Below are 19,647 nucleotides of genomic sequence, written 5' to 3'. Positions count from 1 at the left end.
AGGCGCGAGCTATGGGCTATGCGCTGACTCGGGCTTGCAGATAGCTGCTGAGCAGCCGTACGTCCTTGGACGTATTCTGCAGGCTGTTCCAGTTGAGCTGATGGTCATCTCCGAAGTTCCATTTCCCCGAGGTCCAGGCCACGTGCTCTTCCAGCCCACGCAGAATGGCACGAACGTCATCCCAATCGACCTTGTCGACCGGGACATCCGCAGTGAGCCGGTCCATGACGAAGCCCATCGCCTGGATGCCCACCCCATGGGTCAGCCTGGACTCCTTCGGGGGCTTCCCCCACGCGTCGCGGAAGATGCTTGCCACTGGCGTCCAGAAGGCCAGCAGGTGGGCCAGCATCCGCTCTTCGTCCCCGGTGCCGTCGGTGGCGTTGCGGTATTGGTACAAGGCGCCCTCGTAGATGCTGTGCTCCAGCATCTTCAGAACGCTGTTGTCCTTGATGTCTCCGGTCGGGGATGTGGGACTGCTGATCCTTCCGCTGAAGGGACCGTCCCCCATATTCAGGTGGACCATGAGCCTCGCGGCGAGTGCCCTGCGCGCGAGAGAGCGCGGCAGCTGGCCAGTGGTCTCGGGCAGGAGCTCGTACACGAGTCCCTTGGGGAGCGGCTTGGTGGAGTTGACCAGGATGAACTGCGACCGCTGCTCTTCCTGCCCGGATGCGATGAAGCCCACGGCGGCGACAGGGAACTCAGCGAGGTCAGCGTCCCTGATGGCGGCGCTGCGCTGCTGTCCGTCCACGAGCCAGGCCGGCTTCTCGTCGTCAGCCAGTGACTCGTCGACCGGGATGATCAGCTCGCCCGGGATGGAGTACTTCACATCGCCGCCGCGGACCGCTGGTTCGAACCTCACCCGCTCGTCGAACGCGAGGACCACGGCGTTAGGGAGCATTGCTCCCTCGGACTCGAGGTAGCGGCGGATTGAGCGGATGTGGCTGAGGACCTCGGGCCGCTGGTACCCCTGCAACCGCTTCTGGTCATCACGGCGGATGCGCGATACGGCGGCGAAGTCATGCAGTTTCTTGCCGTCGACGGCGAAGCAGTAGATCTCCTTGATGCCTTGGAGGATCTTGAGGGCGGGTAGCTTCAACTCGTAGCGGTCGGCCACATCATCTCCTGTTGGGTTACTTTGGGTGTTATGCGCGTTCTGGGTGATTATGTGAACGACAGCTTGCGCATCTTTGCTTCGAGTACCGTCATGTTATGGAATCCGCGGCGCTTGTTACGCTCGGACCCACGGAATATGACCATCTCGATCTTGTGTTCCCGGCAGAGGTCGCATGTGCAGTGCTTCCATGGCCTGTCAGCCAGCGTGGCGCCGTATCGCTTCAGTTGGTTGTCCAACTGCTTCAGCTTCTTGGCATCACCGAGGAGCACCTGGTAGCGGCGCAAGGCATCCAAGACCTCTGAGGCATCCACCAAATCCTTGTCGTAATCACGTAGCAGTTGAAGGCACTCTCGCTCGGCCTTGATTGCTTCGGATTGGGATACGACGCCGGCCAGGATCAGTCGCTTGAGAGCTGGATTTCCGTCGACCTGCGGAACGCGAATCGCCGTGTAGGCCGTGTCTGCGGTGTGATAGTTGTTGCGTTCATCCATAAAGGCCTGACGGAAAGCAGAAGTGCTATCGAAGCTTTCTACGTGGAATTTCGCAAATTCTTCCATGCTGTCGACGCGAGTGATTCCGAGGAGATGGAAGTCAACTCCTTCTGCGCGAACTTGTGCAATCCTCTTCAGGCACGCCACGATCTCGGGCGTCTTCAGTGGGACCATGCCGCCTAGGGCGATCCGCTTGTAGCCCATTTTCTGAAGTCGGGCAACGCTGTCGGCGTAGCTGTCCGGGCTCCAGCCCTGTGCTGCGCCGACCGGTTCGAGCTTGTCGTCTTCTTCGAGGATCTTGGAATTGCGTGATCTGACAGCAGCGATGAATTCTTCAGCCAACTCCAGCGAGATCTCACGTCGCTTTACCCATGCAGGGTTTGCATCCTCTTCGGCGAGTTCGGGATCATATCCGAAGATTACGTGGTCGATACTGATTCCGGAGTTGAACTTGCAGCCGATATAGAAGTCGAGTACCTGATCAACCGTATAGGGTGGGCGCTCTTCGTCGATATAGTTGAAGGCTCCGCAGTCTCCCAGGCTGCTCATCGTCGTGGGAAGCCGGAAGAAATTCCGCACACCAAGCCGGTAGAGACGTTCACGCTGCGGTGCGCTGTACTTGCCCGCCCCCTTGACGGACCCGTCGACAATGGCCTTGCTGACCAGGATGCCGTCATAAGGTGCCGGCTTCACAGCCTGATGGGCGTAGAAATCGTCCCGTTGCCGGACGCGAAAAGGAGAATACTCGTCATTGAGGAAGTCATAACTCGGACTGACCTGGTCCTGGCTGTCCGGGAAGTAGAACCTCACGCTGCGCCCATCCTTGCCTTCTGGTAAACGCGAATCAGGTAATTTGACAGGATGTTGATGTGCTTTGTGATGTTCTCCAATTCGTTCCAGTTGTAGTTAATCTCTGGCCAGCGCCCCTTGGTCCAGCGGCAGTAGGGTTCGACCAGGGCCAATTCGGCCATGACCTTGCTGTAGGCCTCGTCCGAGTTGATGTCTACTTCAAACATCACTCGCTCCATGACGCGATCCATGAGCTGTCCCATTGACCGAATGCCGACGCCGTGCATCAATCGGCTCTTATTGGGAGAGATTCCCCAGGCGTCAGGAAAGGTGTCCCGCACGGCCGTCCAGTAAACGACGAGGATCTTGCGAATAGTGCTCGTATCGATGGTTCCGCTGGACAAGTCTTTGTATGGGAAGAGCACCCCAGAAGGCGACAATGACGCGGTGATCGCCTGAAGCAGGCTGTTGTCCTTAACGACAGTCTCAGATTTCCTGCTAGCTGTCGTCGACGCTTGTTTGATAAGGCCCTTAAAGGGTGAGTCGGCATCCTGGCTTAGTGCATTCACCAAGATCGCCGGAAGCTTTCGAGATGAGAGCTTGGTAGGAAGCTGAGTGTTCACTTCCGGCAGGAGTTCGGAGACCAGGTCGCTGGGAAGTGGCGACACTGTATTTACCCGCAAAAATTGCTCGCGCTGGACATGCAGATCTTCGGAAACGAAGCCAGCCACTGTGATAGGCAACTTGGCATTCCGGGTACGCGCAAGAGCCAGGCTCCGCTGCTGGCCATCAACGATCAGAGCCGGACGTGGAGCCTCCCGTGACTCTGGCAGTGGGATCTCAAGCATCCCGATGGTTGCAAGGCCGTCGCTCGGGTTCGGGCCGCGGCTTCCTCTGAAACGTACTGAGGATGGAAGTGCGAGGATGAGTCCGTTCGGAAACAGCACCTCGTCCCCGTCCAGATACTCCAAGATCTGCTTTACGTGCTGCTTCTTTTCGGGGCGCTGGTAGCCGAGGAGCTTTCCGGCCTCATCGCGTGAGATCCGCGCAACGTCGGCTACGAGGTCGACTTCTCCGGCTTCCAAGGCAAAAAGGTACAAGGGGATGTCGGGGTGCTGATTGATCCGCAGAGCTCTGCGTGTGATGAGGTTCTCGGTCACTGATCCCCCATGGTTCGCTTGAACAAGGTGGCAAACCTGCTCTGTTCACATGCTCGGCCGCTGTCGCGCAAGATCCGCAACAGCCGCGTCCGTGAGACGCCCGGTTGAGCCCCCAGCTCCTGCCTGATGAAGGCGATGACCTCTGCATCGGCCATAGGCTGACGGTTGAGTTGTTCCGGTTTCGGTACAGCCGACGCCCATTCGTGCCAGGCGGAACTGGTGGGCTCAGAGGTCAGCCGACTGTCTTCGCAGTGCTGGAGCCAGGAAGCGGCCATGCGGACATTGAGGCTCGTGAGGGTTCCGCCGAGCGCGAGTCGCAGCCGTGCATCGGAGGCGACTCTTCGGATGCCGGGGATCTCTTCGACACCGCCTACCAGCAGCGCCTCGCTCGCAACGGCACCTAGAGCTCGGAGTTCGGCTTCCATGGCCTTCGCGTAGACCTCGGACAGAACCATCAAGATTGGACCGCTTTTTCCGAGTTCCTGCAATGTTGTGCGACTTTGTCCCTCTTGCAGGTGCTTCCACCACTGGGCGCTTCCATCCGCAGAGGTGGCTACCGAGTCAGCGTGTCGCGTGCTGAATGTCGCCGCGTATGCCGGGGCCGGCTCGGATGCTGGCCGAAGGCCGAGGCCGGCGGACGCGACCCATAGCCGTGCGTCGAAACCAGCCTTGGCGGCCGTAGCGATGAGGCGACGCGACTGTGTCCAGTGGTCGCCGCAGTAGAGCCTGTCAAGTGGAGTGGTAGCGGAGGCGTCCGCGACGCGCCCCTTCCAGATGGTCGAGCGTTCCTCCACGGTCCCAACTGGCAGTGACCTTGCGTGCAGTGAGGCTTCCGGCGCTACAGCCTTACGGTCCGTACATGTGACCACAAGTGAAAGTTGCCTCACGCGGCTCGGCTCCCGACGCTCATAACTACCAGTCTGTTGTCGTTACTCTACCTGTCACTTTTCGCGTAGGCTGCCGCAGTACACACGGAGCTAACTAGGAGCAGGCATGGCGGAGCGTCCCGCGATCGTTCTACTGAGTGGCGGACTGGACTCAACGACCGTTCTGGCGATCGCCAAGGACCAGGGCTACACGCCGTACGCGCTGAGCTTCCGCTACGGGCAGCGGCACAGCGTGGAGCTTGAGGCCGCGAAGCGCGTGGCTGAGGCGCAAGGGGTCGCTCGGCACGTCATCGCGGACATCGACCTGCGAGTTTTCGGCGGATCCGCGCTCACGTCGGACATCGACGTTCCGAAGCACGAGTCTCTGGACGACGCCGGAAACAAAGACACCGGCAGCAGCGTTCCCGTTACGTACGTCCCGGCACGCAACACGATCTTCCTCTCCTTCGCCCTCGCCTATGCGGAGACGGTTGGGGCGAGCGACATCTTCACCGGAGTGACCGCGGTCGACTACAGCGGCTACCCGGACTGCCGCCCCGAGTACATGGAGGCCTACGAGCGCATGGCCAACTTGGCCACCCGCGCCGGGGTCGAGGGTACGCAGAGTCTCAAGCTCCACTCGCCGCTCATCGCCATGTCGAAGGCCGACATCGTCCGTGAGGGCCTGCGCCTCGGCGTGGACTACTCCCTCACCTCCTCTTGCTACGACCCGGACGAGCAGGGGCGGGCATGCGGACATTGCGAGACCTGCCTGCTCCGCCTCAAGGGCTTCGCCGAGGCCGGCGTCACCGACCCCGTGCAGTACCAGGGCGCGTGAGAATGACCTACCTGGTCAAGGAGATCTTCTACACCCTGCAAGGTGAAGGGAGTCACGCAGGCCGTCCAGCCGTCTTCTGCCGCTTCTCCCGGTGCAATCTGTGGACGGGCCTGGAGAAGGATCGTCACCGTGCGATCTGCCAGTTCTGCGACACAGATTTCGTCGGAACCGACGGGGAAGGTGGCGGCCGGTTCCGGACCCCGGACGACCTCGCTCAAGCCGTCGAGCAGGCATGGCCGTCGTCGTCGAGGGGCCACCGCTTCGTGGTGTGCACCGGCGGCGAACCGCTCCTACAACTCGACGAAGCGGCGATCGACGCCCTGCACGCCCGCGGCTTCGAGGTGGCCGTCGAGACGAACGGCACCCGCGTACCGCCGAGCGGCATCGACTGGCTCTGCGTCAGTCCCAAGATCGGCTCCGAACTCGTCGTGACCCGCGGAGACGAACTGAAACTGGTCTACCCCCAACTGGGCGGCGACCCCCGTCAGTTCGAGCACCTGGATTTCCGGTACTTCCGGCTCCAGCCCATGGACGGCCCGGACGTTGAAGCCAACACCAGGGCGACTGTCGACTACTGCATGAAGAACCCGCGCTGGATCCTCTCTCTCCAGACGCACAAGTATCTGGGAATTCAGTAATGGAAATCTTCCGCGAGTTCACCTTCGAAGCTGCACATCGCTTGCCCAACGTGCCCGAGGGCCACAAGTGCGCGCGCCTGCACGGCCACTCCTACAAGGTCATCGTCCATGTCGAGGCTCCCGTCGACCCCGAGTCGGGCTGGGTCATGGACTTCGGCGACCTCAAGAAGGCCTTCAAGCCCCTCGAAGCGCAGCTCGATCATTACTACCTCAACGACATTGAGGGCCTGGAGAACCCGACGAGCGAGGTCCTCGCCCGCTGGATCTGGGAGCGGCTGAAGCCGACCCTGCCCGACCTCTCCGCGCTCACCGTCCGCGAGACGTGCACGTCCGGCTGCACCTATCGGGGCGAGTGAGCGATGCACGATATCCAAAACGAGACCGACACCCGCGGCATCGAGATCGACGAGGTCGGCATCAGCGGCCTGCGCTACCCGCTGTACTTCGAAGACGGCCACCTTCGCCAGGAGGGCATCGCCGAGATCGAAGTGACCGTACGGCTCCAGCATGACCGCCGTGGCACCCACATGAGCCGCATGGTGGCTCTCGCCCACGAGCACCTTCGCCGGTTCGATCCGCGAAAGCTGCCGCACGTGCTGAAAGTCGGTGCGGACCTCCTGGATGCACCGGCGCTCGCGGTGTCGGTAGCCGTCCCGTTGAGCACGACCGTGGTCGCGCCAGCGACTGGCGCCGAGTCGTACCAGGTTCACGATGTCCGGTTCGACGGCCGCTGGGACGACGGAGACACGACGGTGATCACGTCGGTTACCACCGAGGTCACCAGTCTGTGCCCGTGCTCGAAAGCGATCTCTGACTACGGCGCCCACAACCAGCGCAGCCGCGTCACGCTGTCCGTGACAGGGCACGGGGACACTCCCTATCCCTTTGGGGTGCAGCAGGCCGTTCGACTCTTGGAACGGTGTGCGTCCGCTCCCGTCGTGCCCTTGGTGAAGCGTCCGGATGAACGTGCGCTGACGATGCAGGCGTACGACCACCCTGTGTTCGTCGAAGACATTGCCCGTGAAGTCAGCCACGTCTGCCGCGAGCGGGGTCTTCGTCACTCGGTGAGGGTCCGCAATCTGGAAAGCATCCATAGCCACGACGCTGTCGCATACGTCGCCGGGTGAGGGAGCATTGGGCAGAAGCCACTGCCGCATAGTTCTACTCAGATCGGGTGGTTGCCTCGACAGAGCAGTGGATGATGTGGTCCATGCACTCGCATCCATTGCTGGACGTTGAAGTCGTTGATCTGTTGGAGCCGTACCTGGAAGAAGGCCGGGTCAAGGTCCACGGTCAGCGACCAGGGGATGCGGCCGAACGGCTCGACAAACAGCATGAGGAATCCGGGGGCAGGGGGCCATCAACGTCCCGTGCTGGGTACCTGTTTCTCGGCGCATCGCCTACGTCAGTTACTGACTTCGGCTTGTCAGGGTGAGGCTGGGTCGTCGAGGGCCAGGCCGGTGCCAGCTATGAAGCCGTCGAGGGTGTCTGGCCGGTACTGAAGGCGCTTGAGCCGATTGCGGACGAGGGCTTCAAGTCGGTCGAGCGCGACGACGGCGAGGTTGGCCAGGCTGCGTTTGACGTGTGCCCATACCCACTCGACGGGGTTGAGGTCGGGCGAGTACGCGGGCAGCAGGAACACCGTCAGCCACCTCCGCTCGGCGATCAGCTCGCGCATGGCGTGGGAGACGTGGGTGTTCAGCCGGTCCCAGACCAGCACGATGGGCGCCTTGACGAGCTGGTGGACGCCGTCGATCAGCGCGATGAAGTCCCGCTCGCCCATGCTGCGGCGCTTGCTTTTGCCTGCGGGGTGGGTGCGCAGGCGGTGGCACAGCCGGGTGCGGGGGCCGGGCCGCATCGCGATCAGTCCGGCCACGGACAGGCGTCCCTAGCGTCGCCCGCTGACGGTCACGACCGGAGTGTGTCCGCGCCGGCCCCAGGTGCGTCCCCTGGGCGGCCTGCGGGTGAAGCCGGCTTCGTCCTCGAAGCAGATGTAGCCCCCGCAGGCCGCCCGGGCTCTTTTACCTCGGCCCAGGTCGCCTCCTTCCACACGGTCACGGCCTGCTCGTCGCGTTCGGCGACCCGCCGGGCGGGGACCTGCGGGCTGAAGCCGAGCCGGTGCATCAGCCGTGTGGCCCCCGAGACGCTGTAGGAGACGTGGAACTTCCGGCCGATCAGCGTGGTCACCCTCGCCGCGGTCCACACCTGGTCCTCCACCCAGCCGTGCGCGGCCGGCCCCTGCTCCAGATACCCAGCGAGCTTCTCCAGGCAGCGCGGCGACAAACGGCATCGCGACCCGCTCGGGCCGCGCGAGACCAGGGCCTCACGACCGCCGTCCCGCCACAGCCGGTGCCACCGGTAGGCCGACTTCAGGCTCACCCGCAGGCGCCGTGCGACCTCCGGCGGCTTGATCTTCTGCTCGAACAGCTCAGCCGCCTGCATCCTTACAGTCTCCCGGCGCCGACGTCCCGCAGCGGTCAGCCCGCCCCCATCCGCATACCTCACACACCACGGGATACAGCCACCGCTCCAGGCCCTTCAGGGACTTCTCGAAGATTCACCCTGACGAGCCGAAGTCAGTATCGGCTCAGCGGTGCCTGAAAGCTGCAGCCGGGGTTAAGCCTCTGGCGACCAGCTGACGGCAGAGGTCCACCTGGTCTCCGGAGAAGGCGTCGACGCCGATGGCAACGGGCGCGAGGGTGCGCCTCCTCCTCGCTATCGGGCTCGCAGTGCCCCAGTTCGGCAACCGTACGCTCAGCCGGCGGCTCCGCCGCCACGTGGGCGGTATCGAAGGGCTCCAGCCCTAAGGTGTGATCTCCACTGCCGCACCCGTCGGTCACCCGCAGCTGCCTTGCATACGGCAAGACTCTTGCGCTCCAGATCGTCCACGATGCATAAGCCCGGCCTTGTCCGACCCCGTCGCCACCACGGGGCGTAAGTACATCGCAGCGATAATTGCATGCGCATACACTCGGGGAATGATCATGCGGCCTGCGGGAACCTCAACATCAATTAGCTCTGTTACGCCTGGTCAAGGGATCTCGTGAACGTCCCACAAGTCAAGTTACAAGATCAGGCAGAGACGAGATGCCGGTCGGGAGAGATTCCGGCCGGCATCTCGCGTTGTCTCCCGTCCGGCGTGCGGCACCGTGACCGCGTCCGCCCCGTCATGCCTCGCCCCTCCCGCCCCCCTGTGCCCCCGTCCCGGCCAGCCTCCCCCCGAGCGCCGCCCGCCAGGCCGGCACCGGTGCGGGTGCGGCGGCCGGTGCGTGCCGGCCGCCGCGGGCGAAGAACGCCGCGAGGGGCAGGACGGCGGCGCCCACGGTCACCGCGTCCGGGCCGAGGCGGCCGAGGGAGATGCCGACCCGGCCGGCGGGGTGCCGCAGGGCGTGGGCGAGCGCGTGGGCCCGCACCGCCGTCAGGAAGGGCGCGCCGAGCTGGAGCCCGGCCCAGCCGCCGACGAGGACGCGCTCGGGCTGGAAGAGGTTGATCAGGTCGGCCAGTCCCGCTCCCAGGTACTCGGCCGTCCGGTCGAGCACCTCGGCCGCCACCGGGTCCGGTTCGCCGCCGTCCTCGGGGCGGGGGGCGGACAGCATGGCGGTGAGCGCGGTCTCCTCGTCGGCGCCGGGAGGCGGCTGCCCGCCCGCCTCGCGCCAGCGCGCGAGCAGTGCCTGGGCACCGGCGTACGCCTCCAGACACCCCCGCGCCCCGCACCGGCACCGGCGCCCCCGCACCCGTACCGTCAGATGCCCCCACTCCACGGCACGCCCCTGTTCCACCTCGTCGGTGACGACGCAGGCGCCGACGCCGGAGCCGAAGAGCACGACCACGGCGTTGCGCGCCCCGCGTCCGCCGCCGAACCACATCTCGGCCTGTCCCAGCGTCTTGGCGCCGTTGTCGACGAAGAGCGGTACGTGGGCGGGCAGCCGCCCCGAGTCGCGCAGCAGGCGTTCCAGCGGAACCGCGTCCCAGCCGATGGTCTGGCCGTGCACGAGAACGCCGTCGGCGGTGCGCTCGACGATGCCGGGCACGCCGATGCCCACGCCCAGGAGTTCGCCGGGCGTCCGCCCGGGGCCGGCCGCGCCGAGCACCTCCTCGACCCCGTCCAGGATGAGCCCGGCGACGACGCCGACGTCGTAGGAGCGTGCGCCGTGGCCCGGCAGCGGGCGTTCGGCTCGCGAGAGTTCGGACATCGACAGGTCGAACAGCTCGACCCGCACCCTGGTCTCGCCGACGTCGACGCCGATCAGGCGCCCCCGCTCCGCCGCGACGCGGACGAGCGTGCGCGGCCGGCCGCCGTCCGCGCCGAGGGTGCCCGCCTCCTCCAGCAGCCCGTCGGTGATCAGCTCGGTGACGACATTGCTGACGGAACCCGAACTCAGTCCGGCCGCCGGGCCGAGCGCGAGCCGGCTCATCGGCCCATCGAAATACAAACGTTGCAGAACGGCGGCTCGGCTCTCCCGGCGCAGGTCACGCACTGTTCGCCCGCTGTACCTGGCCATCCGGCCCCTTCCTCCGGCGTCCCCACGAGCCGTTCGGGGGCGCGCGACACCTTGACGAGTCTTTCTCTCGGGGTTTAACTCACGTCCTAAATTAAGCCATGAGGGGCGCCGGGAGGAGAACCGGGGCCGTCCTCGGACTTCTCGACCGACTCCCGGAAGGGACCCAGGAGCCATGCGCAGCATCCGAGCCGCGGCCGTAGGCGCCGTCACCATGTCTCTCGCTCTCGCCGCCTCGGCCTGCGGAGGAGGTTCCTCCACGGGCGGCGGATCCAACGACTCCCCCAAGACACTGACCTACTGGGCCTCCAACCAGGGCGCCAGCATCGAGGTCGACAAGAAGGTCCTCCAGCCCGAACTCGACAAGTTCGAGAAGGAGACCGGCATCAAGGTGGAACTGGAGGTCGTTCCCTGGTCCGACCTGCTCAACCGGATCCTGACCGCCACCACCTCCGGCCAGGGCCCCGACGTCCTGAACATCGGCAACACCTGGACCGCCTCCCTCCAGGCCACCGGGGCGCTGCTCCCCTGGGACGCGGAGAACCTCGACAAGATCGGCGGCAGGGACCGCTTCGTCGCATCCGCCCTCGGTTCGACCGGCGTCGAGGGCCAGGACCCGGCCGCGGTACCGCTCTACTCGATGGCGTACGCCCTCTACTACAACAAGCAGATGTTCGCCGACGCGGGCGTCACCAAGCCGCCGGCCACCTGGGACGAGCTGGTCGAGACCGGAAAGAAGATCTCCAAGGACGGCAAGTGGGGCCTGGGCGCCGAGGGCTCCAACCTGTCGAACAACATCCACCAGGTCTTCGTGTTCGCCAAGCAGCACGGCGCCGACTTCTTCACCGCGGACGGCAAGCCCGACTTCACCTCCGACGGTGCCGTCGCGGCCGTCGAGCAGTACGTCGACCTGATGGCCGAGGACAAGGTCATCGCCCCCGGCAACGCCGAGTACGCCCAGAACCAGTCCCTCAGCGACTTCGCCAAGGGCAAGACCGCGATGGTGCTGTGGCAGACGGCCTCCGCCACCTTCAAGACCATGGGCATGGAGGAGGACGAGTGGGGCGTCGCCCCCGCGCCCGTCCCGTCCGGCACACCCGGAGCCGGCAAGAACACCAACTCCATGGTCGCCGGCATCAACATGGCCGTCTTCAAGAACACCGACAACATCGACGGTGCCACCACGTTCGTGAACTTCATGACCAGCGACGCCGAACAGAGGATCCTCAACAAGGCGTACGGCTCCATCCCGCCGGTCAAGGCCGCCCAGACCGACCCGGCGTTCAACGGACAGGCCACCGCCGTCCTGCGCGAGACCCTCGCCACCAGCGCCGCCGCACTGCCCCAGGTGCCCGACGAGTCGCAGTTCGAGACGGCGGTCGGCACGGCCGTGAAGGAATTGTTCGCCGACGCCGCGGCCGGGCGGGCGGTGACCACGGAGTCCGTGAAGGAGAAGCTCGCCAAGGCCCAGCAGCAGATGCCGACGAAGTGAGCGCCCCGACCCCCACCGACTCCGACACGGACACGGACCTCGCCATGACCACCACGACCGCCTCGGCGGAGCCCGGCGGGCGGACGGTCGGCAAGAGCTTCCCCGGGAGGGCGCGCGGACCCCGCCGCCGTCCCGGGCGGATCCGCCGCATCGGCCTGCCCTACCTGCTGCTCCTGCCGGCCCTGCTCCTCGAACTCCTCGTCCACCTGGTGCCGATGGTCATCGGCATCGTGATGAGCTTCCGGGAACTCACCCAGTTCTACCTCCGCGACTGGACCACCGCCCCGTGGGCCGCCCTCGACAACTACAGCCTGTCGGTGGACTTCGACGCCCCCGTCGGCGAGGCCCTGCTCCACTCCTTCCTCGTCACCTGCGCCTTCACGGTCCTCTCCGTCGGCCTGTGCTGGCTGATCGGCACGGCGGCGGCGATCTGCATGCAGGACACCTTCCGCGGCCGGGGCCTGCTGCGCGCGGTCTTCCTGGTGCCGTACGCCCTGCCCGTCTACGCCGCCGTCATCACCTGGGCGTTCATGTTCCAGCACGACAACGGTCTGGTGAACCACGTCCTGCACGACCAGCTCGGCCTCACCGACAAGCCCTCCTTCTGGCTCATCGGCGACAACAGCTTCATCGCGCTGCTCGTCGTGTCCGTCTGGAAGGGCTGGCCGTTCGCCTTCCTCATCGTCATGGCCGGCCTGCAGAACATCCCCAAGGAGCTGTACGAGGCCGCCGCCCTCGACGGCGCCGGTGTCCGGCAGCAGATCCGACGCATCACCCTGCCGTCACTTCGCCCGGTCAACCAGGTCCTGGTCCTCGTGCTCTTCCTGTGGACCTTCAACGACTTCAACACACCGTTCGTCCTGTTCGGCAAGGCCGCGCCCGAGGCCGCCGACCTGATCTCCCTTCACATCTACCAGTCGTCGTTCGTCACCTGGAACTTCGGCGCCGGCTCCGCCATGTCGGTCCTGCTGCTGCTCTTCCTGCTGCTGGTGACGGGCGTGTACCTGTTCCTGACCTCACGGCGACGGAGGCCCGCCCATGTCTAGGCCCCTGCTGTCCGGGCCCTCGCACGCCCGGTCCCCGATGGCCGCGCCGCGCTCCTTCCTCTGGACCCGGCGCGTCTTCCTCACCCTGCTCACCGGCTTCGTCCTGCTGCCGGTCTACGTCATGGTCTCCAGCTCGCTGAAGCCGCTGGAGGACGTCTCGGGCGAGTTCCACTGGCTGCCCACCGGCCTGACGGTCCGCCCGTACATCGACATCTGGTCGACGGTGCCGCTGGCGAGGTACTTCGTCAACTCGCTGATCGTGGCCGGCGCCGCGACGGTCTGCTCGGTCGTGGTCGCGGTCTTCGCCGCCTACGCGGTCAGCCGCTACGAGTTCCGCGGCAAGCGCGTCTTCTCGGTGACCGTCCTGTCCACCCAGATGTTCCCCGGCATCCTCTTCCTCCTCCCCCTCTTCCTGATCTACGTCAACATCGGCAACGCCACGGGCATCGCCCTGTTCGGCTCCCGCGGCGGCCTGATCCTGACGTACCTGACCTTCTCCCTCCCCTTCTCCATCTGGATGCTGATCGGCTACTTCGACTCGGTGCCCCGCGACCTGGACGAGGCGGCCCTGGTGGACGGCTGCGGTCCGCTGCGCGCCCTGTTCAAGGTCGTGGTGCCGGCGGCGACCCCCGGCATCGTCGCGGTCGCCGTCTACGCGTTCATGACCGCCTGGGGCGAGGTCCTGTTCGCCTCGGTGATGACCAACGACGCCACCCGCACCCTCGCGGTCGGCCTCCAGGGCTACTCCACGCAGAACGACGTCTACTGGAACCAGATCATGGCCGCCTCGCTGGTGGTGAGCATCCCCGTCGTCGCGGGCTTCCTGCTCCTCCAGCGCTATCTCGTGGCCGGCCTGACGGCCGGCGCCGTCAAGTGACCCCCGACCCCCACTCCGAGAGGACCCACGTGACCATCGACTTCGCCGCACTCCCGCACGACTTCCTGTGGGGCACGGCCACATCGGCGTACCAGATCGAGGGAGCCGTGGCGGAGGACGGACGTTCGCCGTCGATCTGGGACACCTTCTCGCACACCCCCGGAAAGATCGACAACGGCGATCACGGCGACGTCGCCTGCGACCACTACCACCGCAGCAGCGAGGACATCGGGCTGATGCGGCGACTCGGCACCAACGCCTACCGCCTCTCGATCGCCTGGCCGCGTGTACTGCCGGGCGGCGACGGCCCGGTCAACGAGAAGGGCCTGGCCTTCTACGACCGCCTCGTCGACGACCTGCTCGGGGCCGGCATCACCCCCAGCGTGACCCTCTACCACTGGGACCTGCCGCAGGTGCTCCAGGACCGCGGTGGCTGGCCCGAGCGCGCGACGGCCGACCACTTCGCCTCCTACGCCTCGGTCGTCGCCGAACGCCTCGGCGACCGCGTCGGCCACTGGGCCACCCTCAACGAACCGCTGTGCTCGGCGTGGATCGGCCACCTGGAGGGCAAGATGGCCCCGGGCTGGACCGACCTGACGGCGGCGGTCCGCGCCTCCTACCACCTCCTGCTGGGCCACGGTCTGGCGATGGCGGCGATCCGCGCGGCGGCCCCGGACGCCCAGGTCGGCATCGTCAACAACCTCTCCACCATCCACGCCGCCTCCGACCGCGACGAGGACCTGGCCGCCGCCCGCCGGATGGACGGCCACACCAACCGCTGGTGGCTGGACCCGGTGCACGGCCGGGGCTTCCCCGAGGACATGCGGGAGGTCTACGGCGTCGAACTGCCCGAGCAGCCCGGCGACATGAGACTGATCGGCGCCGACCTGGACTGGCTGGGCCTGAACTACTACTTCCCCCAGACGGTCGCCGACGACCCCACCGGCCCCGCCCCCCGGGCCCGCACCGTCCACCGCGACGGCGTCCCGCGCACCGGCATGGACTGGGAGATCGACGCCGGCGGCATCGAGGACCTGCTGCTGAGGCTGACCGATGAGTACGGGGCCCGCAGACTGTACGTCACGGAGAACGGCTCGTCCTTCCCCGACGTGGTACGCCCCGACGGCACGGTCGACGACCCGGAGCGCCAGGACTACCTCGCGGCCCACCTCACCGCCTGCGCCTCGGCCGCGCGCAAGGGCGCCCCGCTGGCCGGGTACTTCGCCTGGTCGCTGCTGGACAACTTCGAGTGGGCGTACGGCTACGACAAGCGCTTCGGCCTGGTCCACGTCGACTACGAGACGCAGGTCCGCACGATCAAGGGCAGCGGACGTCGGTACGCGGAGATCATCCGCGAGGCGCGGGCGAGGGCGGGGGAGGACAAGGCCGCCTGAGCCGCGGTGATGCAGGCCGGGGTTGCCCGGGTCGTGGTGGTGCGGGACGGGGCTGCCCGGGTCGTGGTGGTGCAGGCCGGGGTTGCCCGGGCCGCGGTGCGGGACGGGGCTGCCCGGGTCGTGGTGGTGCGGGACGCGGTCGGCTGAGCCGCGGTGGTGCAGGGCGGGTTGCCCGGGCTGCGATGGCGAGAGGAAGGCCGCCTGGGCGCGGTGGTGCAGAGCGGGGCTGCCCGGGCCACCGTAGCGGCGACTTGGCGCCCCCCCTCTCGCGGAATGGAGGGGGGAGACCGCACCGTGCGGGCCGTGTCACGGCCCGCACGGGACGGTGACGAGAGGGGGGTGGGCCGGCCCCGGGCGTCCCGGGGCCGGCCCCGTGCCGTCAGGCTCCCGCGAGCAGCGACTCCCAGGCGGCCGCCGCAGCCGGGTGACGGTCCGTCAGCACCGCGCCGGGCGACGCGGCACCGGAAGGACGGGCGTCCGCCGTGGCCCACACCCCGTCGCAGCCCAGCAGGCCGGCCACCGCGTCACACGTCGCCGGATGAGCGGCCAGGAGCCCGGCACCCGACGGCCCGGCCGGAAGTCCGGGGCGTGCCCACTCCCCGTCGCAGCCCAGCAGCTCCGCCACCGCGTCGCAGGCCGCCGGATGTGCCGGCAGCAGCGCGGCACCCCGGGGTCCGGGTTCCCCGGACCCCGGCCGGCGGCCCGCGGGCAGGACCTCCGGCGCCCGCCACGGCGGCACCCACGCGTCCAGTGCCGCCAGCCGGCCCGGGAAGATCCGCCCCGCCTCGCGGATCAGCAGGGGAGCGAGATCGGCGGCGCCCGAGCGCAACGTGGTGATCAGAAGCGGCAGCCACGGCAGCAGCACCGCGTCCGGCAGCCGCGCGAACGCGTTCGACACCGCCTCCACGACCACGTCCGCCAGGCCCGGCACGGGCTCCAGCGCGTGGACGAAGCCGCTGAGGTAGCGCGGATAGGCGGACACCACCAGCGGATCGTCCAGCAACCGGGCGCACCGCGCCCGCAGCTCCGCCCGCGACAGCGTGCCGAGCTGCACCTGGGCCGCCCACAGCAGCGCCGTCTTCGACGGCTCCTCGGGGTGCGACTGAGCCACCGCCAGCTCCAGCTGGGCCCGGTCGCACCCCAGCGACAGCGCGAGGCCCTCCATGCTGAACAGGAAGCCGAGCATCGCCGCCACCTGGCCCACCGTCGCGTCCTCGTCCCGGAACGCCGTCGGCAGCAACGTGCAGTAGTGGGCGTAACCGGCCTTGACGAACGACTCGATCCACGCCGGCAGCACCGGCTCGCTGGTCCGGTAGTACGCCAGCAGCGCGCGCACCCGGCGCAGCACCTCCGGCGCGCCGTCGACGCTGCGCTCGGTGGCGAGCACCTTCAGCGCGTGGGTGCCGAGCTCGTCGGCGAGACGACGGCTGCGCAGGTACAGCGTCGCGTCCTCGACGGCGGCCAGCACGGTCGCCGTCGTCGCCCGCGGCCCGTACGCGTCCCGCCGCAGACGTTGCTCCAGCACCTGCTCGATGCTGACGCCCTCGTAGCCGAGCTCGATGAGAGCCCGCTGGTGGGTGCCGATCGCCAGGTCCCACGACTCCTGGATCGACCGCTCGCCGAGCCGCCGCTCACCCATGATCGGCCGTGCCGCGCCGTGCGGCATCAGACGACGCAGCATCCACAGCACGTCGGAGCACGCCGTGAGTTCCGGCCGGGAGGCCATGTCGAGCAGCGCCCGCTGCACCCCTCGCTGCTGGAGTTTCAGCCCCAGCGGCGCCAGCCGGTCGTGCACGTCGCGGGCGAGGGGCGGCAGCGCCTCGTACCCGACCCGGCCGATCCGGTCGCCGCCCATCATGATCTCGACCAGGCGCCGCACGTCCCGCCGCCCGGGGACCACGTCCTTCTCGATACAGGTGACCGCCGCGTCCTGGAAGTCGTACGGCGTGGGCTTGGCCCGGTCCCGCATGCCGGCGAGCAGGATCGACGTCTCGAAGACCGCGATGGCGTCGGCGGTGGAGGCGAGATAGCCGCTGCGCCGGGCGGCGCGGACGATGTCCACGGACCAGCCGAGCAGTTCCGCCTCGTCCAGGCCGTCGAGCACGGGCGGCCGGCCGAGGAAGCCGGACAGCTTGTCCTCGGCGTCCGCGGACCGCGGCACCGGGGCGGCGGCCACCGCCTGCTTTCTCCCGGACTTCTTCGTCCCCGCCTGGCCCTGGAGCCGGTAGGGCTTCACCCGGGTCCGCTTCAGGCTCTTCGCCCACTCGGTCGCCGCGATCGACACCGACCCCGCGGCGAGGCCGAACTGCGCCTCGATCGACGCGTGACTGGACGGGATCAACCCGTACTGCCAGATGGTGGCGGAACGCGGCGAGATGGCGAACGTGTCGCTGCCGTGCACCCCGAACTCCGCCACCCGGCTGGCCGCGTGGAAGGCGCCGCACACGTACAGCGCGTCCGCCGGATCGGTCCCGGTCGCGCCCAGGTGCTCGCGCATCCGCGTCCACATGTACCGCTCGCGGTCCTCGTCCACCCGGACCCTGGCGCCGTCCCCCGGGGCGAGCCGCCGGAACAGGCTGCCGATGAGGAACATGACCTGCCGGTAGGTGTCGTGGCCGGCCGCGCCGTCGCCGAGCGGCACCTCGACGTACTGGTGCCACCACTCCGACCAGTGCCGCACCTTGCCGTGGCGCAGCAGGTGCTCCTCCAGCTCGGCGAAGCGCGGACGCAGGTCGCCGATCTCGACCCCGACGGCCTCGCCGTGCAGACCGGCCTCGGGCTCCTCGGAGGCCGCGGCGCCCTCCGTTCCGGCCTCCCCGGCCACCGCCTCGCCCCGGCTGTCCCACTGGAAGACGTGGTCCGCCGACCGGTCGACGAGGACCAGCTCCACCCCCGGCGTGTCGAGGGCGTACGCGATGGCCTGGTACTCGGCGGACGCCTCGGTGATCGGCGCGACGACCGACAGCGGCGCCCACTCGACGGGGAAGCCGTCGACGTCACCGGCGAACGCCTGCACCGCCACCGGCAGCCGGCAGTTGCGCAGCTCGGTCAGCAGCGGCGCCATGTCCTCGCACAGCTCCAGGTACACGACCTTCGGCTGCTTGTCCCGCAGCCGGCGGGCCATGGCGGTCGCCGAGGCGGGGGAGTGGTGGCAGACCGGGAAGATCTCCAGCGGCTCGCGCACCGCCCGGTCCACGTCGTCGACCAGACCGAGGAGGATGCCCTCCAGCGCGTCCTGCCCGCCCGCGAAGACGGCTGCGGCCTCCTGCAACTGCCCGCGGAGCGCGGCGAACGACGTGCTCTCCTGGGGCCCGCTCATGACAGAGTGGCGATCGCGTCGCGGCCGCCCTCCAGGAACTCGGGCCAGGAACCGCCCTCCTCCTTGCTGCGGGGCTCGACGACGCCGTGCAGGTACTTGTTGAGGATGGCCAGGTCCTCGGGCTCGCGACGGGTGAGCGATCCGACGAGCGAGGAGGCGAGGGTACGGGCGGTCAGGGCGCGTTCACCGAAGAAGTTGCTGTGCAGGACGGCGTCCTCCAGCACACCGATCTGCTCGGCGGTCGACAGGGCGGACTCCAGCTTCTCGTCGTCGCTGCCGGCCGCGGCGGCGGAGGCGCGCAGGTCGGCGAAGCTCCGCAGCAGCACGTCGAGCAGGGTCGGCGGCACGTCCAGGTCGATCGAGTGCCGGCGCAGCAGTTCCTCGGTGCGGAAGCGGACGATCTCCGCCTCGCTCTTCTTGTTCGTCATGACCGGGATGCGGACGAAGTTGAAACGCCGCTTGAGCGCGGAGGACAGGTCGTTGACCCCCCGGTCGCGGCTGTTGGCCGTGGCGATGACGGAGAAACCGGGCTTGGCGAAGACGATGTTGTCGTCCCCGCTTCCGCTCTCCAGTTCGGGAACGGAGATGTACTTCTCGGAGAGGATCGAGATCAGCGCGTCCTGGACGTCACTCGTGGACCGGGTCAGCTCCTCGAAGCGCCCGATCGAACCGGCCTCCATCGCGGTCATGATCGGCGAGGGGATCATCGACGCCCGCGACTGCCCCTTGGCGATGACCATGGAGACGTTCCACGAGTACTTGATGTGGTCCTCGGTGGTACCGGCCGTGCCCTGCACCACCAGCGTGGAGTTGCGGCTGATCGCCGCGGACAGCAGCTCGGCCAGCCAGCTCTTGCCGGTGCCCGGATCTCCGATGAGCAGCAGCCCCCGGTCGGAGGCGAGGGTCACGATGGACCGCTCGACGAAGCTCCGGTCCCCGAACCACTTCTGCGGGACCTCGCGGTCCAGGCCGTCGGCGCGCTCGGAGCCGAGGATGAACAGGCGGACCATCTTCGGCGACAGGCGCCAGGAGAACGGCTTGGGGTTGTCGTCGATCGACTCCAGCCAGTCGAGCTCCTCGGCGTACTTGATCTCGGCGGGTGCGCGCAGCAGGTCGGACATGGG

17 protein-coding genes and 1 pseudogene are annotated in these 19,647 nt (G+C 67.5%); 9 read left to right on the top strand and 9 right to left on the bottom strand.

Annotation, left to right across the window (positions count from 1 at the left end):
- Positions 1-16: 16 nt before the first annotated feature.
- Genes dbpB (ACVV2G_RS26020) through ACVV2G_RS26005 form a run of 4 tightly spaced genes read right to left on the bottom strand, consistent with a single transcriptional unit; the run spans position 17 to position 4,009 of the window.
- Positions 17-1,114 carry a DGQHR domain-containing protein DpdB gene (gene dbpB, locus ACVV2G_RS26020; RefSeq protein ID WP_453845190.1) on the bottom strand — a complete coding sequence of 366 codons (1,098 nt, stop codon included), beginning with the start codon at positions 1,112-1,114 and terminating at the stop codon, positions 17-19.
- Positions 1,115-1,161: 47 nt separating this feature from the next.
- Positions 1,162-2,415, bottom strand: a complete 1,254-nt coding sequence (dpdA, locus tag ACVV2G_RS26015; RefSeq protein ID WP_435246662.1) for a tRNA-guanine transglycosylase DpdA — start codon at positions 2,413-2,415, stop codon at positions 1,162-1,164.
- Positions 2,412-3,554, bottom strand: coding sequence for a DGQHR domain-containing protein DpdB (gene dbpB / locus ACVV2G_RS26010; RefSeq protein ID WP_389334847.1), 1,143 nt, complete (start codon positions 3,552-3,554; stop codon positions 2,412-2,414). Before dbpB (ACVV2G_RS26010) ends, dpdA begins: the two co-directional genes overlap by 4 nt.
- Positions 3,551-4,009: a hypothetical protein gene (locus ACVV2G_RS26005; protein WP_453845189.1), complete on the bottom strand. Its 459-nt coding sequence runs from the start codon at positions 4,007-4,009 to the stop codon at positions 3,551-3,553. Before ACVV2G_RS26005 ends, dbpB (ACVV2G_RS26010) begins: the two co-directional genes overlap by 4 nt.
- A gap of 538 nt (positions 4,010-4,547) precedes the next feature.
- Between ACVV2G_RS26005 and queC the strand changes: the two genes are divergently transcribed.
- The 4 genes from queC to ACVV2G_RS25985 are packed head-to-tail and all read left to right on the top strand — an operon-like array spanning position 4,548 to position 7,023.
- On the top strand, positions 4,548-5,258 hold the full coding sequence (gene queC / locus ACVV2G_RS26000) for a 7-cyano-7-deazaguanine synthase QueC (RefSeq protein WP_453845188.1): 711 nt from the start codon (positions 4,548-4,550) through the stop codon (positions 5,256-5,258).
- A gap of 2 nt (positions 5,259-5,260) precedes the next feature.
- Complete coding sequence (queE, locus tag ACVV2G_RS25995; RefSeq protein ID WP_453845187.1) at positions 5,261-5,896, top strand: 7-carboxy-7-deazaguanine synthase; 636 nt, start codon at positions 5,261-5,263, stop codon at positions 5,894-5,896.
- Positions 5,896-6,252 (top strand): 6-carboxytetrahydropterin synthase QueD, encoded by a 357-nt coding sequence (gene queD, locus ACVV2G_RS25990; protein ID WP_030951629.1) that lies wholly within the window; start codon positions 5,896-5,898, stop codon positions 6,250-6,252. Before queE ends, queD begins: the two co-directional genes overlap by 1 nt.
- Positions 6,253-6,255: 3 nt before the next feature.
- Positions 6,256-7,023: a GTP cyclohydrolase I FolE2 gene (locus tag ACVV2G_RS25985; protein ID WP_359568387.1), complete on the top strand. Its 768-nt coding sequence runs from the start codon at positions 6,256-6,258 to the stop codon at positions 7,021-7,023.
- A gap of 38 nt (positions 7,024-7,061) precedes the next feature.
- Here ACVV2G_RS25985 and ACVV2G_RS25980 read toward each other — a convergent pair whose 3' ends face one another.
- From ACVV2G_RS25980 to ACVV2G_RS25970, 3 genes and pseudogenes are all read right to left on the bottom strand, one after another.
- The gene (locus ACVV2G_RS25980) at positions 7,062-7,232 is read right to left on the bottom strand and encodes a hypothetical protein (RefSeq protein ID WP_359568388.1); all 171 of its coding nucleotides are present in this window, start codon (positions 7,230-7,232) and stop codon (positions 7,062-7,064) included.
- A gap of 90 nt (positions 7,233-7,322) precedes the next feature.
- Positions 7,323-8,401: pseudogene (locus tag ACVV2G_RS25975) on the bottom strand (IS630 family transposase).
- A gap of 662 nt (positions 8,402-9,063) precedes the next feature.
- Entirely contained in the window at positions 9,064-10,398 is a 1,335-nt protein-coding gene (locus tag ACVV2G_RS25970) for an ROK family protein (RefSeq protein WP_453845186.1), read from the bottom strand.
- Positions 10,399-10,570: 172 nt separating this feature from the next.
- Here ACVV2G_RS25970 and ACVV2G_RS25965 point away from each other — a divergent pair, with 172 nt between their 5' ends.
- The 5 genes from ACVV2G_RS25965 to ACVV2G_RS25945 are packed head-to-tail and all read left to right on the top strand — an operon-like array spanning position 10,571 to position 15,351.
- Positions 10,571-11,887 (top strand): ABC transporter substrate-binding protein, encoded by a 1,317-nt coding sequence (locus tag ACVV2G_RS25965; protein WP_453845185.1) that lies wholly within the window; start codon positions 10,571-10,573, stop codon positions 11,885-11,887.
- A gap of 44 nt (positions 11,888-11,931) precedes the next feature.
- Complete coding sequence (locus ACVV2G_RS25960) at positions 11,932-12,933, top strand: carbohydrate ABC transporter permease (RefSeq protein ID WP_453845203.1); 1,002 nt, start codon at positions 11,932-11,934, stop codon at positions 12,931-12,933.
- Between the two features lie 37 nt (positions 12,934-12,970).
- Positions 12,971-13,810: a carbohydrate ABC transporter permease gene (locus ACVV2G_RS25955; protein WP_453845202.1), complete on the top strand. Its 840-nt coding sequence runs from the start codon at positions 12,971-12,973 to the stop codon at positions 13,808-13,810.
- Positions 13,811-13,839: 29 nt separating this feature from the next.
- Positions 13,840-15,204, top strand: coding sequence for a GH1 family beta-glucosidase (locus ACVV2G_RS25950; RefSeq protein ID WP_453845184.1), 1,365 nt, complete (start codon positions 13,840-13,842; stop codon positions 15,202-15,204).
- Positions 15,205-15,213: 9 nt separating this feature from the next.
- Positions 15,214-15,351: a hypothetical protein gene (locus tag ACVV2G_RS25945; protein WP_453845183.1), complete on the top strand. Its 138-nt coding sequence runs from the start codon at positions 15,214-15,216 to the stop codon at positions 15,349-15,351.
- 232 nt (positions 15,352-15,583) lie between these two features.
- Here ACVV2G_RS25945 and ACVV2G_RS25940 read toward each other — a convergent pair whose 3' ends face one another.
- Positions 15,584-18,523, bottom strand: coding sequence for a DUF5682 family protein (locus tag ACVV2G_RS25940; RefSeq protein ID WP_453845182.1), 2,940 nt, complete (start codon positions 18,521-18,523; stop codon positions 15,584-15,586).
- Positions 18,520-19,644 carry an ATP-binding protein gene (locus tag ACVV2G_RS25935; protein WP_453845181.1) on the bottom strand — a complete coding sequence of 375 codons (1,125 nt, stop codon included), beginning with the start codon at positions 19,642-19,644 and terminating at the stop codon, positions 18,520-18,522. The genes ACVV2G_RS25940 and ACVV2G_RS25935 overlap by 4 nt, the downstream gene beginning before the upstream one ends.
- Positions 19,645-19,647 lie beyond the last annotated feature (3 nt).

The organism is Streptomyces sp. JK94, assembly GCF_053613315.1.
Note: the sequence above shows the minus strand (reverse complement) of the source record. Positions and strands in the feature narration are given on the sequence as shown.

What these genes read in the sequence shown, in the direction of transcription:
- queC (WP_453845188.1), top strand. Translation starts at nt 4,548, where the DNA reads ATGGCGGAGCGTCCCGCGATCGTTCTACTGAGTGGCGGACTGGACTCA.
- ACVV2G_RS25970 (WP_453845186.1), bottom strand. Translation starts at nt 10,398, where the DNA reads ATGGCCAGGTACAGCGGGCGAACAGTGCGTGACCTGCGCCGGGAGAGC.
- ACVV2G_RS25960 (WP_453845203.1), top strand. Translation starts at nt 11,932, where the DNA reads ATGACCACCACGACCGCCTCGGCGGAGCCCGGCGGGCGGACGGTCGGC.
- ACVV2G_RS25935 (WP_453845181.1), bottom strand. Translation starts at nt 19,644, where the DNA reads ATGTCCGACCTGCTGCGCGCACCCGCCGAGATCAAGTACGCCGAGGAG.
- ACVV2G_RS25955 (WP_453845202.1), top strand. Translation starts at nt 12,971, where the DNA reads ATGGCCGCGCCGCGCTCCTTCCTCTGGACCCGGCGCGTCTTCCTCACC.
- ACVV2G_RS26005 (WP_453845189.1), bottom strand. Translation starts at nt 4,009, where the DNA reads ATGGTTCTGTCCGAGGTCTACGCGAAGGCCATGGAAGCCGAACTCCGA.
- queE (WP_453845187.1), top strand. Translation starts at nt 5,261, where the DNA reads ATGACCTACCTGGTCAAGGAGATCTTCTACACCCTGCAAGGTGAAGGG.
- ACVV2G_RS25940 (WP_453845182.1), bottom strand. Translation starts at nt 18,523, where the DNA reads ATGAGCGGGCCCCAGGAGAGCACGTCGTTCGCCGCGCTCCGCGGGCAG.
- ACVV2G_RS25945 (WP_453845183.1), top strand. Translation starts at nt 15,214, where the DNA reads ATGCAGGCCGGGGTTGCCCGGGTCGTGGTGGTGCGGGACGGGGCTGCC.
- ACVV2G_RS25980 (WP_359568388.1), bottom strand. Translation starts at nt 7,232, where the DNA reads ATGCTGTTTGTCGAGCCGTTCGGCCGCATCCCCTGGTCGCTGACCGTG.
- ACVV2G_RS25965 (WP_453845185.1), top strand. Translation starts at nt 10,571, where the DNA reads ATGCGCAGCATCCGAGCCGCGGCCGTAGGCGCCGTCACCATGTCTCTC.
- ACVV2G_RS25985 (WP_359568387.1), top strand. Translation starts at nt 6,256, where the DNA reads ATGCACGATATCCAAAACGAGACCGACACCCGCGGCATCGAGATCGAC.
- queD (WP_030951629.1), top strand. Translation starts at nt 5,896, where the DNA reads ATGGAAATCTTCCGCGAGTTCACCTTCGAAGCTGCACATCGCTTGCCC.